15 protein-coding genes are annotated in these 16,777 nt (G+C 70.3%); 7 read left to right on the top strand and 8 right to left on the bottom strand.

Annotated features, from left to right (window positions below; all coding sequences use genetic code 11):
* Positions 1 to 153: 153 nt before the first annotated feature.
* From IE332_RS40925 to IE332_RS14085, 7 genes are all read right to left on the bottom strand, one after another.
* The gene (locus tag IE332_RS40925; RefSeq protein ID WP_268256565.1) at positions 154 to 546 is read right to left on the bottom strand and encodes a cytidine deaminase; all 393 of its coding nucleotides are present in this window, start codon (positions 544 to 546) and stop codon (positions 154 to 156) included.
* On the bottom strand, positions 543 to 1,808 hold the full coding sequence (locus IE332_RS40920) for an ABC transporter permease (RefSeq protein ID WP_229928579.1): 1,266 nt from the start codon (positions 1,806 to 1,808) through the stop codon (positions 543 to 545). Before IE332_RS40920 ends, IE332_RS40925 begins: the two co-directional genes overlap by 4 nt.
* The gene (locus IE332_RS14105; protein WP_189916143.1) at positions 1,805 to 2,968 is read right to left on the bottom strand and encodes an ABC transporter permease; all 1,164 of its coding nucleotides are present in this window, start codon (positions 2,966 to 2,968) and stop codon (positions 1,805 to 1,807) included. The genes IE332_RS40920 and IE332_RS14105 overlap by 4 nt, the downstream gene beginning before the upstream one ends.
* Before the next feature lie 4 nt (positions 2,969 to 2,972).
* Positions 2,973 to 4,547: an ABC transporter ATP-binding protein gene (locus IE332_RS14100; RefSeq protein WP_189916142.1), complete on the bottom strand. Its 1,575-nt coding sequence runs from the start codon at positions 4,545 to 4,547 to the stop codon at positions 2,973 to 2,975.
* Between the two features lie 292 nt (positions 4,548 to 4,839).
* A complete protein-coding gene (locus IE332_RS14095) occupies positions 4,840 to 5,901 on the bottom strand; it encodes a BMP family lipoprotein (protein WP_189916141.1) in 1,062 nt (353 codons plus the stop codon).
* A gap of 258 nt (positions 5,902 to 6,159) precedes the next feature.
* Positions 6,160 to 7,425 (bottom strand): amidohydrolase, encoded by a 1,266-nt coding sequence (locus IE332_RS14090; protein ID WP_189916140.1) that lies wholly within the window; start codon positions 7,423 to 7,425, stop codon positions 6,160 to 6,162.
* A gap of 212 nt (positions 7,426 to 7,637) precedes the next feature.
* Entirely contained in the window at positions 7,638 to 9,227 is a 1,590-nt protein-coding gene (locus IE332_RS14085; RefSeq protein WP_189916139.1) for an acyl-CoA mutase large subunit family protein, read from the bottom strand.
* 121 nt (positions 9,228 to 9,348) lie between these two features.
* Here IE332_RS14085 and IE332_RS14080 point away from each other — a divergent pair, with 121 nt between their 5' ends.
* The 7 genes from IE332_RS14080 to IE332_RS14050 all read left to right on the top strand — a co-directional run bounded on the left by IE332_RS14080 (position 9,349) and on the right by IE332_RS14050 (position 16,370).
* A complete protein-coding gene (locus IE332_RS14080) occupies positions 9,349 to 10,089 on the top strand; it encodes an SDR family oxidoreductase (protein ID WP_189916138.1) in 741 nt (246 codons plus the stop codon).
* Positions 10,090 to 10,155: 66 nt separating this feature from the next.
* Complete coding sequence (locus tag IE332_RS14075; protein ID WP_189916137.1) at positions 10,156 to 11,817, top strand: alpha/beta hydrolase; 1,662 nt, start codon at positions 10,156 to 10,158, stop codon at positions 11,815 to 11,817.
* A 321-nt stretch (positions 11,818 to 12,138) separates the two neighbouring features.
* Positions 12,139 to 12,624, top strand: coding sequence for a 2-oxo-4-hydroxy-4-carboxy-5-ureidoimidazoline decarboxylase (locus tag IE332_RS14070; protein ID WP_033332396.1), 486 nt, complete (start codon positions 12,139 to 12,141; stop codon positions 12,622 to 12,624).
* Positions 12,625 to 12,922: 298 nt separating this feature from the next.
* Positions 12,923 to 13,303: a succinate dehydrogenase, cytochrome b556 subunit gene (gene sdhC, locus IE332_RS14065; RefSeq protein ID WP_189916136.1), complete on the top strand. Its 381-nt coding sequence runs from the start codon at positions 12,923 to 12,925 to the stop codon at positions 13,301 to 13,303.
* Positions 13,304 to 13,311: 8 nt separating this feature from the next.
* The gene (sdhD, locus tag IE332_RS14060; RefSeq protein ID WP_189916135.1) at positions 13,312 to 13,803 is read left to right on the top strand and encodes a succinate dehydrogenase, hydrophobic membrane anchor protein; all 492 of its coding nucleotides are present in this window, start codon (positions 13,312 to 13,314) and stop codon (positions 13,801 to 13,803) included.
* A gap of 51 nt (positions 13,804 to 13,854) precedes the next feature.
* The gene (gene sdhA / locus IE332_RS14055) at positions 13,855 to 15,597 is read left to right on the top strand and encodes a succinate dehydrogenase flavoprotein subunit (protein ID WP_189916134.1); all 1,743 of its coding nucleotides are present in this window, start codon (positions 13,855 to 13,857) and stop codon (positions 15,595 to 15,597) included.
* On the top strand, positions 15,597 to 16,370 hold the full coding sequence (locus IE332_RS14050; RefSeq protein ID WP_189916133.1) for a succinate dehydrogenase iron-sulfur subunit: 774 nt from the start codon (positions 15,597 to 15,599) through the stop codon (positions 16,368 to 16,370). The genes sdhA and IE332_RS14050 overlap by 1 nt, the downstream gene beginning before the upstream one ends.
* Before the next feature lie 103 nt (positions 16,371 to 16,473).
* Here the strand turns inward: IE332_RS14050 and IE332_RS14045 are convergent, their stop codons facing one another.
* A complete protein-coding gene (locus tag IE332_RS14045) occupies positions 16,474 to 16,731 on the bottom strand; it encodes an SCO4848 family membrane protein (RefSeq protein ID WP_189916132.1) in 258 nt (85 codons plus the stop codon).
* Between the last annotated feature and the right edge of the window lie 46 nt (positions 16,732 to 16,777).

Below are 16,777 nucleotides of genomic sequence, written 5' to 3'. Positions count from 1 at the left end.
TTCCAAAAACGTGAAATGCAGCGTGAAATGCGAAGAGTGCCGCGAGATGACCGGGTTCCGGCCCACTCGCGACACTCTACGCGCGTAACAAATGCAGATGCTAGGGCCCATCGGGTGGATCGACGCGCCCGGCCCGAGTCACCCGATGGGCCCTTACAGCCGCTCCGGCCCGAACGCCTCGGGCAGGACCTCGCTCATCGGCTTCACGCCGGAGGCCAGGTCGACCAGCAGCTCGGGCCCGCCGTGCTCGTACAGCAGCTGGCGGCAGCGCCCGCACGGCATCAGCAGCTCACCGGCGCCGTCCACGCAGGTGAACGCGGTCAGCCGCCCGCCGCCGGTGGCGTGCAGCGCGGACACCAGCCCGCACTCGGCGCACAGCGCGAGGCCGTACGAGGCGTTCTCGACGTTGCAGCCGGTGACCACCCGTCCGTCGTCCACCAGCGCGGCCGCGCCGACCGGGAACTTGCTGTACGGGGCGTACGCGTGGCCCATCGCCTCGCGCGCCGCCTCGCGCAGCCGCTCCCAGTCGATCACGGGGGCCGTCACTTGCCCTGGCCCTTGCGGTAGATCTGACCGTCCGCCTTGGGCATCCGCAGCCGCTGCGAGGCCAGCGAGAGCACCACCAGGGTGATCAGGTACGGCGTGGCGACGATCAGCGGACGCTGCACCTCGTCGGTCAGCGAGTACCAGGCGATCAGGCCGCCGGCGACGACGAAGGAGATCACCGTCGAGGTGTACTTGCGCCGGTACAGGTGCCACAGGGCGAGCAGGATCATCGCGATGCCGACGATCAGGATCAGCACGTGCACCGACTCCGGGTCGCGCAGCTGGAGGCTGTCGGTGAAGCCGAACAGGCCGGCGCCCATGGCGAGACCGCCGGGCATCCAGTTGCCGAAGATCATCGCGGCGAGGCCGATGAAGCCGCGGCCCAGGGTCTGGCCGTCCTTGTAGAAGTGCGCGGCGACCAGCGAGAGGTACGCGCCGCCGAGGCCCGCGAAGGCGCCGGAGGCGATGACCGCCAGGTACTTGTACTTGTAGACGTTGACGCCCAGCGACTCGGCGGCGGTCGGGTTCTCACCGCAGGAGCGCAGCCGCAGGCCGAACACCGTGCGCCAGAGCGCGAAGTAGCTGACCACGATCAGCGCGCCCGCCAGGAGCACGACCACCGAGATGTTGGTGACCAGGCCGCCGAGCACGCCCGCGATGTCCGAGACCAGGAACCAGTGGTGGTTCTCGATGCTCTTCAGGCCCGAGGACAGTCCGGGGATGGTGATGTACGGCAGCGGATCCGCCGGCGGGGACTGGTTCGCCCCGGCACCGGCCGAGATGTAGTCCTTGTAGTAGATCCGGTTGACGTACGCGCAGATGCCGGGGATCAGCAGGTTGATGCCGACGCCGGAGACGATGTGGTCGACGCCGAAGGTGACGGTGACGACCGCGTGCAGCAGACCGCCGAGCGCGCCGCCGAGCATGCCGGCCAGCAGGCCGACCCACGGGTTGACCAGGTAACCGGCCCAGGCACCGCAGAAGGTGCCGGCGACCATCATGCCTTCGAGACCGATGTTGACCACACCGGCCCGCTCGGACCAGAGACCGCCGAGGCCGGCCATGCCGATCGGCACGGCGGCGCTGAGCGCGGCGGTGACCTGACCGGAGGAGGTCAGCGAGTGGTTGCCGGTGGCCATGCCCACGGCGGAGAACAGGACCAGGGCGCCCGCGATCAGGAGCAGGACCACCGGCCAGGACAGCTTGCGCTTCTTCGCGGGCGCGCCCGGCGCCTTCGGACGAGCGGCAGTCGCCGTACTCACGCGGACACCTCCTTCTTCTCAGTGGCCGCGATCTGGGCGGCGAGCTGGGCGCCGACCTTCTGCTGCTGGCGCTTCAGGCCGTAGCGGCGCACCAGCTCGTACGCGACGACGACGCAGATGACGATGGTGCCCTGCATGACCGCGACGATCTCGGACGGGAAGCCGCCCTGCAGCGGGAGCTGCGAACCGGTGGCGTCCAGGAAGGCGAACAGCACGGCCGCGAAGACCATGCCGAACGGGCTGTTGCGGCCCAGCAGGGCGATCGAGATGCCCAGGAAGCCCAGGCCGGGCTGGAAGCTCTGGCCGTAGTTGAAGGAGTTCTGCATCAACTCGGGCAGGCCGATCAGACCGGCGATCGCGCCGGAGACGGCCATCGAGATGATCACCATCTTCTTGACGTTCACGCCGGACGCGGTCGCGGCGGACTCCGAGCGGCCGGTGGCGCGCAGGTCGAAGCCGAAGCGGGTGCGGGTCAGGGTGAACTGGAAGACCACGCCGACCAGGATGGCGATGAAGATGAAGCCCCAGAGCGGGCCGCCGGCCGTGTCGAGCGCGAAGAAGTGGCTGGACTCCGAGAGCGGCGCGGTCTGGATCGAGTTGCTGGTGCCGCTCACCTTCGGCGCGAAGATGCCCGGGACGAGCAGCAGGCCGACGATCGCGACCGCGATCGAGTTCAGCATGATGGTCGCGATGACCTCGCTGACGCCGCGGTAGACCTTCAGCAGACCGGCGATGCTCGCGTACAGGCCGCCGACCAGCATGGCGGTGACCAGCAGCAGCGGGATCTGGATGAACGACGGCAGGTCGACCTGCCCGCCGACGTAGGCCGCGAACAGCGCCGCGACCTTGTACTGGCCCTCGACGCCGATGTTGAACAGGTTCATCCGGAACCCGAACGCGGCGGCCGCGGCGGCCAGGTAGTACGTGGTGGACCGGTTGAGGATGTTCACCTGGCCGTCCGACTTGGTGGCGTACGTGATCATCACGTTCCACGCGTCGAACGGGTTCTTGCCCGAGGTCGCCAGCAGGACGGAGCAGATCGCGACGGAGAGCACGACCGCGAGCACCGGCGCCGCCAGTGCGAGCACGATCCGCTCGCCGCTGATCCGCTGCGCGAGGCCGGGCTTGGCGGCCTTGGCGGCGGGGTTGGGACTGGTCATGTGGCTACTCCCCCGCCTGCGAGTCGTCGGCGGTGTCGGTGGGCGGGTGCTCGGCCTCGGTGCCCTCGGCGGCGACGGCCTGCGCCTCGGCGACGGCCTCCGGCTCGGACTCGATGTGGCCGCTGGCCGCACCGGTCATCGCGGTGCCCAGGTCCTCGGCGGTCACGGTGGCCGGGTCTGCGTCGGCGACCAGGCGGCCGCGGTAGATGACCCGGATGGTGTCGGAGAGCCCGATCAGCTCGTCCAGGTCGGCGGAGATCAGCAGGACGGCCAGGCCGGCCCGCTGGGCGACCCGGATGTGCTCCCAGATCTGGGCCTGCGCGCCGACGTCGACGCCGCGGGTGGGGTGCGCGGCGATCAGCAGCTTGGGCTGGTGGCTCATCTCGCGGCCGATGATCAGCTTCTGCTGGTTGCCGCCGGAGAGGGAGGCCGCGGTGACCTCGATGCCGGGGGTGCGGACGTCGAACTCCTCGACGATCCGCAGGGTGTCCGTCCGGGCCGCGCCGGGGTCGAGCAGCACGCCCTTGGAGTTGGGCTCCTCGGTGACGTGGCCGAGGATGCGGTTCTCCCAGAGCGGGGCCTCCAGCAGCAGGCCGTGCTTGTGGCGGTCCTCGGGGATGTACCCGATGCCGGCCTCGCGGCGGGCCCGGGTGAGGGTGCCGGAGAGGTCCTTGCCGTCCAGGGTGACGGTGCCGCCGTCCAGCGGCAGCATGCCCATGATGGCCTCGACCAGCTCGGCCTGACCGTTGCCCTCGACACCCGCGATGCCGAGGATCTCGCCCTTGTGGATGCGCAGCGAGATGTCGTCCAGGACGACGCGCTCGATGCCCTCGGCGTCGGTCTTGGCGATCCGCAGGTCCTTGACGTCGAGCATCTCGGTCGCGGTGACGGTCGACTCGCGGCTCTCCGGGGAGGGCAGCTCGGCGCCGACCATCATCTCGGCGAGCTGGCGGGCGGTGACGGCCTTGGGGTCGGCGTCGCCCACCGTGGTGCCGCGCCGGATGACGCTGATCGCGTCGGCGACCGCCAGCACCTCGTGCAGCTTGTGCGAGATGAAGATGACCGTGACGCCCTCGGACTTGAGCTCGCGCAGGTTGTCGAACAGCGCGTCGACCTCCTGCGGGACGAGGACGGCCGTGGGCTCGTCGAGGATCAGGATCTTGGCGCCGCGGTACAGCACCTTGAGGATCTCGACGCGCTGGCGGTCGGCGACGCCGAGGTCCTCGACCAGGGCGTCCGGGCGGACGCCCAGGCCGTACTGGTCGGAGATCTCCTTGATCTTCGCCTTCGCCTTGGCGCCGATGCCGTGGATCTTCTCGCCGCCGAGGACGACGTTCTCCAGCACCGTGAGGTTGTCGGCCAGCATGAAGTGCTGGTGCACCATGCCGATGCCGCGCGAGATCGCGTCGCCGGGGGTGTTGAACTCGCACTGCTCGCCGTTGATCGCGATGGTGCCCTCGTCCGGCTTCTGCATGCCGTAGAGGATCTTCATCAGCGTCGACTTGCCGGCGCCGTTCTCGCCCATCAGGGCGTGCACGGTGCCGGTGCGGACGGTGAGGTTGATGTCGTGGTTGGCCACGACACCGGGGAAGCGCTTGGTGATGCCGCGCAGTTCGACGGCCGGTGTCGCCGTCCCCGCGCTGGGGGTTCCGTCCTTGCGCAGGGGGACGGGGTCGGATGCGGTGATGGCGGTCTCCTGGTGGTCTGGAGGCGCGTCGTTGCGCTCGGAGGGCCAAGGGGGGAAACGGGGAGACGGAACGGGGCCCGGGGGTACGCCTTGAGCGCACCCTGCCGGGCCCCTCCCGTGAACTGTGTCGATCATCGCGCTGCCGGGCAGGCGGCAGGCGCTGTCGCGTCCGAGACGCGCGGTCCTACTGGACCGGCGCGGTCGGGATGGTGGTGGCGCCGCTCTTGATGGCGTCGGCGGCGGCCTTCAGCTTGTCCTGGATGTCGTCGATCTTGCCACCGGTGGTGGCGAGCGAGACACCGTCGGCCTTCAGGTCGAAGAGCTTGATGCCGGTGAAGGCGCTGCCCTTCTTGACCGAGTCGATGTACGCGAAGACCGCGTTGTCGACGTTCTTGACCATCGAGGTCATGATGCTGTTCTTGTACTTCGCCAGGGCCGGCTGGCTGGCCTGGTCGGAGTCGACACCGATGGCCAGGGCGCCCTGCTTGTTGGCGACGGCCTCGATGGCGCCGTTGCCGGAGGAGCCGGCGGCGGTGTAGATGATGTCCGCGCCCTTGTCGAGCTGGCCCTGCGCGGCCTCCTTGCCCTTGTCGGGCGAGTTGAAGCCGGTGAAGTCCGGAGGCGTGGTCAGGTAGGTGGTCTCGACCACGATGTTCGGGTCGACGGACTTCACACCCGCCTTGTAACCGGCCTCGAACTTCTTGATCAGCTCGGACTGCACACCGCCGATGAAGCCGACGTGCTTGGCCTTCGACTTGTTGGCGGCGGCGACACCGGCCAGGTACGAACCCTCCTGCTCGGCGAAGAGCAGCGAGGTGACGTTGGACGGCTGGTCCTTGTCGTTCGAGTCGATGATCGCGAACTTGACGTTCGGGTTGTCCTTGGCGACCTTGTTGACCGCCGGCTGGTAGACGAAGCCGACCGCGATGATGGTCTTGTAGCCGGCGTCGACCAGGTTCTTGAGGCGGGTCTCCTTGTCGGCCTCGGCCTCACCGGACTTGGCCTCGGCCTCGGTCACCGAGGCGCCCAGGTCGGACTTGGCCTTGTCGAGACCACGCGCGGCGGAGTCGTTGAACGACTGGTCGCCGCGGCCACCGATGTCGTAGGCCATGCCGACCTTGAGCGAGCCGTCGCCCGAGGCGGAAGAAGAGGTGTTGTCGGTGCTCTTTGCGCCGCAAGCGGCGAGCGAGGCCATGCCCAGGGAACCCGAGAGCACAACCGCGGCGAGCTTCATTGAACGGCGCAAGGGAGTTTCTCCTTCTGACACGCAACCGTTTGGCGTGGTCGGACGCCACCGTAACGCGCGTAGAACACGGTTGTGTTACGGGGTGCCAGAGCATTCGGGTTGTTATCAAACCGTGGTCTGAAGCCTGTCCCGAGGCTCTACACCCCTGCACGGATGGTGGTCCGAGGTTGGTTCGGCCCAGTTTACGGAACCGCCACCGAACCCCGAATCCGACAAACCGCCCACGTGTCGGCTCCCCGACCCGTGGGCGGCGCCCGGTCAGTCGCCTTCCACCTCCAGGGCCAGCGCCGCGAACAGCTCGGTGCCGATGCCGATCGCCCGCTCGTCCACGTCGAACCGGCCCTGGTGCAGGTCGCGCACGGCGGTGTCGCCGGGGGCGCGGACACCCAGCCGGGCCAGCGCGCCCGGGGCGTGCTCCAGGTACCAGGAGAAGTCCTCGCCGCCCAGGCTCTGCTCGGTGCCCTCCACGACCGTCGCGGGCTCGTGTCGATCGGTCAGCCCGAACCGGGCGTGCATCGCCGCGTCCAGCAGCGCGACCGAGACCGCCTCGTTGACCACCGGCGGCACGCCGCGGTGGTAGTCCAGCGTCCACTTGGCCCGGTAGGTCTCGGCGAGCTTGGCGATCAGCTCGTGCAGCAGGTCCGGCGCCTCCCGCCAGCCGTCCAGCTCCAGGCAGCGGACGGTGCCCTCCAGCTCGGCGTGCTGCGGGATGACGTTGGGCGCGGAGCCGGAGGCGATCCGGCCCCAGACCAGGCTGACGCCCCAGCGCGGGTCCATCCGGCGGGCGAGCGCGCCGGGGAGCTCGGCGGCCATCCGGGCCACCGCGGTCACCAGGTCGGTGGTCAGGTGCGGGCGGGCGGTGTGCCCGCCGGGGCCGTCCAGGTGCAGCACCAGGCGGTCGCAGGCCGAGGTGATCGCGCCGGTGCGCAGGGCGATCCGGCCGACCTCCACCTTCGGGTCGCAGTGCACCGCGAAGATCCGGCCCACGCCGTCCATCCCGCCGGCCTTGATCACGTCCAGCGCGCCGCCGGGCATGACCTCCTCGGCCGGCTGGAAGACCAGCCGGACCGGGCGGCGCAGCTCGCCGCTGCGGGCGGCCTCGGCCAGCACCAGGCCGGTGCCGAGCACCACCGAGGTGTGCACGTCGTGCCCGCAGGCGTGGGCCCGGCCGGGGACGGTCGAGCGGTACGGCACGTCGGTCTTGGCGTCGTCGATGGGCAGCGCATCGATGTCGGCGCGGAAGGCCAGGAACTCGGCGCCCGGGGCGGTGCCGGCCGGGACGATGTCGACGATCAGCCCGGTGCCGCCGGGCAGCACCCGGGGTTCGAGGCCGGCGGCGACCAGCCGGTCGCGCAGCAACCCGGTGGTGCGGAACTCCTGGCGGCCCAGCTCCGGATGCCGGTGCAGATCACGGCGGAAGGCGATCAGCTCGGGCTCCAGCCCCCTGACCCGGTCGCGCAGTTCGACAACGGGGCGTGCGGCGGCGAGGGTGGCGCCCGGCTGAGCGGGCTCAGGACGGTTCATCTCCCCAATCGTAGGCCTGTTGGGGGGATTTGGCCCGACTTCCGGAAAATCAGTCCCCGGATGGGCGCATACCGGCCGGACAGGTGGGTATGACATCTCGTTTCAGCCGCCTTCCCCGGATTGCTTGCCCTGTGCAACGATCACCCGGGCCGGCGGTCACGGCCGCCATCGTCTTGACGACTCCCGGACGTTGACGGCCGTTCAGGCGAATCTCAGAAGCGCTCCACCGGGACGTACGTCCCCCACACCTCCCGCAGCGCGTCGCACACCTCGCCGACGGTCGCCCGGGCGGCCAGCGCCTCCTTCATCGGGTACAGCACGTTCTCCGGCCCCTCGGCCGTCCGGCGCAACGCGTCCAGCGTCCGGGTGACGGCGCCGGCCGAGCGCCCGGCCCGCAGCCGGGCCAGCCGGTCGGCCTGCTGCCGTTCGACCGCCGGGTCCACCCGCAACGGCCGGTACGGCTCCTCCGTGTCCGACCGGAAGCGGTTGACGCCGACCACGGTCCGCTCGCCGGAGTCGGTCTCCTGCTGGACCCGGTAGGCGGTGCGTTCGATCTCGCCCTTCTGGAAGCCCCGTTCGATCGCGGCCACCGCGCCGCCCTGGTCCTCGATCCGGTCCATCAGCGCCAGGACGGCGGCCTCCACCTCGTCGGTGAGCGACTCGACGGCGTACGAACCCGCGAACGGGTCGACGGTGGCGGTCACGTCGGTCTCGTGGGCGAGCACCTGCTGGGTCCGCAGGGCGAGCCGGGCGGCCTTCTCGGTGGGCAGGGCGATCGCCTCGTCGTAGCTGTTCGTGTGCAGAGACTGGGTGCCGCCGAACACCGCGGCGAGCGCCTGCACGGTGACCCTGGCCAGGTTGACCTCGGGCTGCTGCGCGGTGAGCTGCACCCCGGCGGTCTGGGTGTGGAAGCGCAGCATCTGCGAGCGGGGATCCTCCGCACCGAAGCCATCGCGCATGACTCTGGCCCAAATCCTGCGCGCGGCACGGAACTTGGCCACTTCCTCCAGAAGCGTCGTGCGGGCCACGAAGAAGAACGAGAGCCGCGGCGCGAAGTCGTCCACGGCCATCCCGGCGGCGATCGCGGTGCGGACGTAGGCGATGCCGTTGGCCAGGGTGAAGGCGATCTCCTGCGCGGGATCGGCCCCGGCCTCGGCCATGTGGTAGCCGGAGACGGAGATGGTGTTCCAGCGCGGCATCTCGGCCCGGCAGTACCGGAACACGTCGGCGACCAGCCGCAGCGAGGGCTGCGGCGGGAAGATGTACGTGCCGCGGGCGATGTACTCCTTCAGCACGTCGTTCTGGACCGTCCCGGTGAGCGCCGCCGGCGCCACCCCCTGGGCCTCGCCGACCAGCCGGTAGAGGAGCAGGAGCGGCGCGGCCGGCGCGTTGATCGTCATCGAGGTGGAGACCTCGCCGAGCGGGATGCCGTCGAACAGCACCGCCATGTCCTCGACGCTGTCCACCGCCACCCCCACCCTGCCGACCTCCCCGGCCGCGAGCGGGGCGTCCGAGTCGTGGCCCATCTGGGTGGGCAGGTCGAAGGCGACCGACAGGCCGGTGCCGCCGCCCGCGATCAGCTGCCGGTAGCGGGCGTTGGACTCGGCGGCGGTGCCGAAGCCCGCGTACTGGCGCATCGTCCAGAGCCGGCCGGTGTACATGGTCGGGTGGACGCCCCGGGTGAAGGGGTACTCCCCCGGCCGCCCCAGCCGGACCGCCGGGTCCCAGCCGGCCGGATCCCCGGGGCCGTACAGCGGCTCGACGTCGAATCCCGACTCGGCCCGGCGGGGCGCGGCGGCCATGGGTCCCTCCACGGGGTCGGCGGGCACTGGTCCTCGCGCTCCAGGGTCCCGGCCCGCCCGCCGGGACGCCGAGGCGGTTGAGATGATCGGGTGAACGACCGATGAGCCCCAGGGAGTGGCAATGACCGAGCAGAAGGTGGCCGTGGTCACCGGTGCCAGCAGCGGAATCGGCGCGGCTACCGCCCGCCGGCTGGCGGCCGAGGGCTTCGACGTGGTGCTGACCGCCCGCCGCACCGAGCGGATCGAGGCACTGGCCAAGGAGATCGGCGGCCGCGCCCACACCGTGGACGTCACCGACCGGGCCGCCGTGGACGCCTTCGCCGCCGAGGTCGGCCGGGTGGACGTCCTGGTGAACAACGCCGGCGGCGCGATCGGCGCCGAGACGGTGGAGCACGGCGACCCGGCCGACTGGCGGGCGATGTACGAGGTGAACGTGCTCGGCGTGCTGCACATGACGCAGGCGCTGCTGCCGGCCCTGCGGGCCACCGGCGACGGCACGGTGCTGGTGCTCTCCTCGACCGCCGCGCTGACCGCGTACGAGGGCGGCGGCGGCTACGTCGCCGCCAAGCACGCCGCGCACACCATCGCGGCGACGCTGCGGCTGGAGCTGTGCGGGGAGCCGATCCGGGTGATCGAGATCGCGCCCGGGATGGTGAAGTCCGAGGGCTTCGCGATCACCCGCTTCCGCGGCGACGAGTCCAAGGCGGCCGCCGTGTACGCGGGCGTGGCCGAGCCACTGACCGCCGAGGACATCGCGGACACCGTGGCGTGGACGGTCACCCGGCCGTCGCACGTGAACATCGACCTGCTGGTGGTCCGCCCCCGGGCGCAGGCCGCCAACCACAAGGTCCACCGCGGCTGATCCGGGCCGGCGGGCGGGCCGGGGGCGATGATCGAACGCGTCACCACCCAGTGGTACACACGTGCGATGAGAACCTTCCGGGCCGCCCGCCCACGAGTCCTGCTGACCGCGGTGGCGGCGGGCACCCTCCTCCTCACCGCCGCCTGCGACGGCGCCGCCCAGCCCGCCCAGGACCGGGCCGCCGGCACCTCCGCGCCCGCCGCCGCGAGCCCCGCGGCCACCCCGGCGCCGACCGCCCCGGCCACCGCCAAGGCCACCGGCGAGGCCGACCCGGCTCTCAAGCCCTTCTACGGCCAGCAGATCGCCTGGGCCGCCTGCCCGGCCGACCCCAAGGCCGCGAAGATCAAGATCGACACCTCCGAGCTGCAGTGCGGCAAGCTGCACGTCCCGCTCGACTACGCCAACCCGGCCACCGACGCGATCGACCTCGCGCTGATCAAGTACCCGGCCGCCAAGCCGAGCCAGCGGGTCGGCTCGCTGATGGTCAACCCCGGCGGTCCCGGCGGCTCCGGCATCGAGATGGTCGAGTACGGCGCCAAGGACTTCATCGGCACCCTGCACAACCGCTTCGACGTGATCGGCTTCGACCCGCGCGGCACCGGCCAGAGCGCCCCGATCGTCTGCTACGACGACAAGCAGCACGACGCCGCCGAGCAGGAGGACGAGCCGCTGGACCCGGCCGAGCGCAAGGCCGCCCACGTCAAGCAGTCCACCGACCACGCCGCCGCCTGCCAGGCCAGGTCCGGCCGGCTGCTGCCCTTCGTCGGCACCCGCAACACCGCCCGCGACCTCGACGTGCTGCGCGCCGTCGTGGGCGACAAGAAGCTCAACTACCTGGGCATCTCCTACGGCACCTACCTCGGCGCCCTCTACGCCGAGGAGTTCCCGAAGAACACCGGCCGACTGGTCCTGGACGGCGCCGTCGACCCCGCCCAGGACACCCTGGACCACGGCGTCGACCAGCAGGTCGGCTTCGAGAAGTCCTTCGAGCGCTTCGCCGCCGACTGCGTGGAGAACCACGCCGCCGAGTGCCCGCTCGGCAAGGACAAGGCCACGGCCGCCAAGAAGGCCGCCGACTTCCTCGACGGCCTCCACGACAACCCGCTGACCGCCAAGGACGGCCGCAAGCTCGGCCGCGACCTGGCCTGGACCGGAACCATCCAGATGCTCTACGGCGACGAGAAGTCCTCCTGGCAGTACCTGCGGGTCGGCCTCGGCATGGCGATGCAGATGAAGCGCGCCGACCTGCTGCTGGCCTTCGCCGACGACTACAACGGCCGCGACGAGAACGGCCACTACAGCCCGATGGAGGAGGCCAACGGCGCGATCGGCTGCGCCGACGCCGCCCGCCCCGCCCCCACCCCCGAGCACGCCAAGGCCGCGGTGGACCGGCTGCTCGCCGAGGCGCCGCTGCTCTCCAGGGGCGTCACGGTGGACGACTACAGCGAGCCCGGCTGCGCCTACTGGCCGTTCAAGACGCAGGAGAAGCCGCACCCGATCCGGGCCGAGGGCAGCGCCCCGATCCTGGTGGTCGGCTCCACCGGCGACCCGGCCACTCCGTACGCCTCCGCCGAGTCGCTGGCCAAGGGCTTCGCGAACGCCACCCTGCTCACCCGGGTCGGCGAGGGCCACGGCGCCTTCGGCAAGGGCAACACCTGCATCGACCGGGCCCTGGAGGACTACCTGACCGAGGGCACCATGCCGGCCACGGGCACCCGCTGCGACTGAGCCGACCGCCGGGCCGGGCGCCGAGCCGACCTGGGCCGATTAGCAGAAGAAGGTGGGGAGGGCGCTGACACGCAGGTGTCAACGTCACAACTTGATAGCTCGTCCGGATGAATTCGGCGCGCGCCCTCCCCAACTGATGACAGCTCAACTACCTTGGAGACGCTGCCCCACCGGCGCCGAGCGCCCCGCCGCAGCCCCATACTTCACGTGCTTCACCACCCCACATCACCGGCACCTTCCCGCCCTCACGAGGAGGACCCGCTGGCCAGCGACATCCCGTCACAGCGGCTCGACGTCAGAACAGAGCCGACCCTCCTCGGGTTGCACCGCTTCAACGAAGCCGACGCCGGCGCCGCCGAGGAGGCCCTGCTGGCCTGCTGCGGCAGTCACCGCTGGGCCCTGCGGCTCACCGCGCACCGGCCGTACCCCGACATAGAGTCCCTGCTGGCCGCCGCCAGCGAGGCCTCCTACGACCTCCGCCCGGCCGACCTCGCCGAGGCGCTGGCGGACGAGAGCTGGATGCCGCAGCCGCTGCTCGGCATGCGCGCTCCCGGCAGCCAGGCCGCGCACACCGCCCTGCGGGCGGCGCACGCCGCGTACGAGGCCCGGTTCGGCCACGTGTTCGTGGTCTGCCTGGAGGGCGTCGCCCCGGAGGAGATGCTCGACACCGTGCTCTCCTCCATCCGCACCCGGCTGGCCAACGACCCGGACGAGGAGCGGCTGATCGCGGCCGACGAACTCCGCCGGATCGCCCTCACCCGACTGGAGCACCTGGTCGCCACCCACTCGGAGGCCGGGGCGCACTGACCCCGCGTCGCGCGCCCACGCCGTCCGAGTGAACGAGTCGCCCGTACGGGTGAGGCCGACCCGCCGCGCCCCGCACCCTCCGGCGCGGGGCGCGGTCATTTGCTCACCCAGAGTGACCTGATCCGCCCCGGTTCCCGCCGCACTAGGCCAGAAGTGCCTGATTGATCACACCTGGGGCCCCCGGAGGCGGCACGCGAGAAGGCGTCGATAGGATGCTCGCGGCCGGTGGACCGTACCCGGCCGGGCTGACCGACACCGAAGCCGGCCGAGCCCCCAATCGCTTCCGGAGGGTTTTTCCGTGCCGGCTGGAACGCTGTACCGCGGCCGGGAAGGCATGTGGAGCTGGGTGGCTCATCGAGTCACCGGCGTCCTCATCTTCTTCTTCCTGTTCGCCCACGTCCTTGACACCGCCCTCGTCCGAGTGTCGCCGGAGTCCTACGACACCGTCATCCAGACGTACAAGACTCCTCTCGTGAACCTGATGGAGTACGGCCTCGTGGCCGCCATCCTGTTCCACGCGCTGAACGGCCTGCGGGTCGTCGCGGTGGACTTCTGGTCCAAGGGCCCGAAGTACCAGAAGCAGATGCTCTGGACCGTCGTCGGCGTCTGGGTCCTCCTGATGGCCGGCTCCTTCTACGGGATCCTGCAGCACACGCTGATCTCCTGGTTCGGGAAGTGAGTCGAGACATGACCACGGAATACTCCGACGCCATCGTCGTGCCGTCGAAGCAGGCGCACACCGGCAAGGGCCTCGGCACCGGCAACCCGGCCGACGCGTTCGTCATCGAGCCGCCGCGCAAGCGGACGGCCAAGACCCCGCGCCGCACCCGCACCAACTTCGAGATGCTGGCCTGGCTCTTCATGCGCCTGTCCGGTGTCGTCCTGGTCGCCCTGATCCTCGGCCACCTGATCATCATGCTGATCCTCGACGGTGGCGTCTCCAAGATCGGCTTCGCCTTCGTGGCCGGCCGCTGGGCCTCGCCGTTCTGGCAGGGCTGGGACCTCCTGATGCTGTGGCTCGCCATGCTGCACGGCGCCAACGGCATGCGTCAGGTCATCAACGACTACGCCGAGAAGGACTCGACCCGGCTCTGGCTCAAGGGGCTCATGGGTACCGCCACGGTCTTCACCGTGCTGCTGGGCACCCTGGTGATCTTCACCTTCGACCCCAACATCTGAGCCGCGAGCACCATCGACCATCGGCAGAGGCCAGAGGCGAGTTAACCCCCCATGCAGATTCACCAGTACGACACCGTCATCGTCGGCGCCGGCGGCGCCGGCATGCGCGCGGCCATCGAGTCCACGCAGCGCAGCCGCACCGCCGTCCTGACCAAGCTCTACCCCACCCGGTCCCACACCGGCGCGGCCCAGGGCGGCATGTGCGCCGCCCTCGCCAACGTCGAGGAGGACAACTGGGAGTGGCACACCTTCGACACGGTCAAGGGCGGTGACTACCTGGTCGACCAGGACGCCGCCGAGATCATGTGCAAGGAGGCCATCGACGCCGTCCTCGACCTGGAGAAGATGGGCCTGCCCTTCTCCCGCACCGAGCAGGGCCGCATCGACCAGCGCCGCTTCGGCGGTCACTCCCGCAACCACGGCGAGGCCCCGGTCCGCCGCTCGTGCTACGCGGCCGACCGCACCGGCCACATGATCCTCCAGACGCTGTTCCAGAACTGCGTCAAGCACGGCGTCGAGTTCTTCAACGAGTTCTACGTCCTCGACCTGCTGATCAACGAGGGCAAGACCGCCGGCGTCGTCGCCTACGAGCTGGCCACCGGCGAGATCCACGTCTTCCAGGCCAAGTCGGTCGTGTTCGCCTCCGGCGGCACCGGCAAGATGTTCAAGGTCTCCTCGAACGCCCACACCCTCACCGGTGACGGCCAGGCGGTCGCCTACCGCCGCGGCCTGCCCCTGGAGGACATGGAGTTCTTCCAGTTCCACCCGACGGGCATCTGGCGCATGGGCATCCTGCTCACCGAGGGCGCCCGCGGCGAGGGCGGCATCCTGCGCAACAAGGACGGCGAGCGCTTCATGGAGCGCTACGCCCCCGTCATGAAGGACCTCGCGTCCCGTGACGTCTGCTCCCGCGCGATCTACACCGAGATCCGCGAAGGCCGCGGCTGCGGTCCGGACGGCGACCACGTCTACCTGGACCTCACCCACCTGCCGCCGGAGCAGCTGGACGCCAAGCTCCCGGACATCACCGAGTTCGCGCGCACCTACCTCGGCATCGAGCCCTACACGGACCCGATCCCGATCCAGCCCACCGCGCACTACGCCATGGGCGGCATCCCGACCAACGTCGAGGGTGAGGTCCTGCGCAACAACACGGACATCGTCCCGGGCCTGTACGCGGCCGGCGAGGTCGCCTGCGTCTCCGTGCACGGCGCCAACCGCCTGGGCACCAACTCGCTCCTGGACATCAACGTGTTCGGCAAGCGCGCGGGCATCGCCGCCGCCGACTACGCCAACGCCAACGAGTTCGTGGAGCTGCCGGAGAACCCGGAGCGGCTCGTCCAGGACATGGTCGACCAGCTGCGCGAGTCCACCGGCACCGAGTCCGTGGGGCAGATCCGCAAGGAGCTGCAGGAGACCATGGACGCCAACGCGATGGTGTACCGCACCGGCGCCACCCTGAAGCAGGCGGTCGAGGACATCGCCGCACTGCGGGCGCGCTTCAAGAACGTCTCCATCCAGGACAAGGGCTTCCGCTACAACACGGACCTCCTGGAGGCCATCGAGCTGGGCAACCTGCTCGACCTGGCCGAGGTGCTCGCCGTCTCCGCGCTGGCCCGCGAGGAGTCCCGCGGCGGCCACTACCGCGAGGACTTCCCGACCCGTGACGACGTGAAGTTCATGCAGCACACCATGGCGTACCAGGAGGTCGCCGCCGACGGCAGCACCTCCATCCGCCTCGACTACAAGCCGGTCGTCACGACCCGCTACCAGCCGATGGAGCGTAAGTACTGATGAGCACTCCGACCATGGAGAAGCACTCGGCCGCTCTGGACGCGGCCGAGGCCGGCGGTACCCAGCTGATCACCGTCACCTTCCGGATCCGCCGGTTCAACCCGGAGGAGCACCCGGACCCGGTGTGGGTCGACTACCAGCTGGAGATGGACCCGAAGGAGCGCGTCCTGGACGCGCTCAACAAGATCAAGTGGGAGCAGGACGGCACCCTCACCTACCGCCGTTCCTGCGCCCACGGCATCTGCGGCTCCGACGCCATGCGGATCAACGGCCGCAACCGGCTGGCGTGCAAGACCCTGATCAAGGACGTCGACCCGGAGAAGCCGATCACGATCGAGGCCATCAAGGGCCTCACGGTCCTCAAGGACCTGGTCGTGGACATGGACCCGTTCTTCCAGGCGTACAAGGACGTCATGCCGTTCCTCATCACCAAGGGGAACGAGCCGACCCGCGAGCGCCTGCAGTCCGCCGAGGACCGCGAGCGCTTCGACGACACCACCAAGTGCATCCTGTGCGCCGCGTGCACGTCGTCCTGCCCGGTCTTCTGGAACGACGGCCAGTACTTCGGCCCGGCCGCCATCGTCAACGCGCACCGCTTCATCTTCGACTCGCGCGACGAGGGTGCCGAGCAGCGCCTGGAGATCCTCAACGACCGCGAGGGCGTGTGGCGCTGCCGCACCACCTTCAACTGCTCCGAGGCCTGCCCCCGTGGCATCGAGGTCACCAAGGCGATCCAGGAAGTGAAGCGGGCGCTGGTCACCCGCCGCTTCTGACCCCCGCCTGACAGCCCGAAGGCCCCCGCCCGATCCTCGGATCGGCCGGGGGCCTTCGGCGTCGCCCGGACCTGCCAGGGGGGACTGACAGGGGCAACGGGATTCAGTCGGTGGCCGGGGTGCGGCGGGTGGCGCGCAGGCCGCGGAGGCCGATGGTGCCGACGGCGATGCCGAGGGCGAAGGAGGTGACGGCGAGCAGGAGGTGGACCCAGAAGAAGGCGGTGGGCTGGGAGTGGTCGCCGTTGGTGAAGGCCTGGCCGCCGGAGTCCTTCCACAGGTTCTTGACGAAGGTGGTCCAGATGATCATCGACCAGACCCCGAAGGCGGTCAGGAACCAGGAGGTGCGGCGGCTGAGCTTCATGGGTGGTCCTCGGCGGGGGGGGTGTGAAGGCGGTGTGCGTCCCCAG

The sequence above is a fragment of the Kitasatospora xanthocidica genome, assembly GCF_014656195.1.
In the GTDB taxonomy this organism is placed as follows: Bacteria; Actinomycetota; Actinomycetes; order Streptomycetales; family Streptomycetaceae; genus Kitasatospora; species Kitasatospora xanthocidica.
The sequence above is the reverse complement of the archived record's forward strand: the minus strand, read 5'-3'. Positions and strand labels throughout refer to the sequence as shown.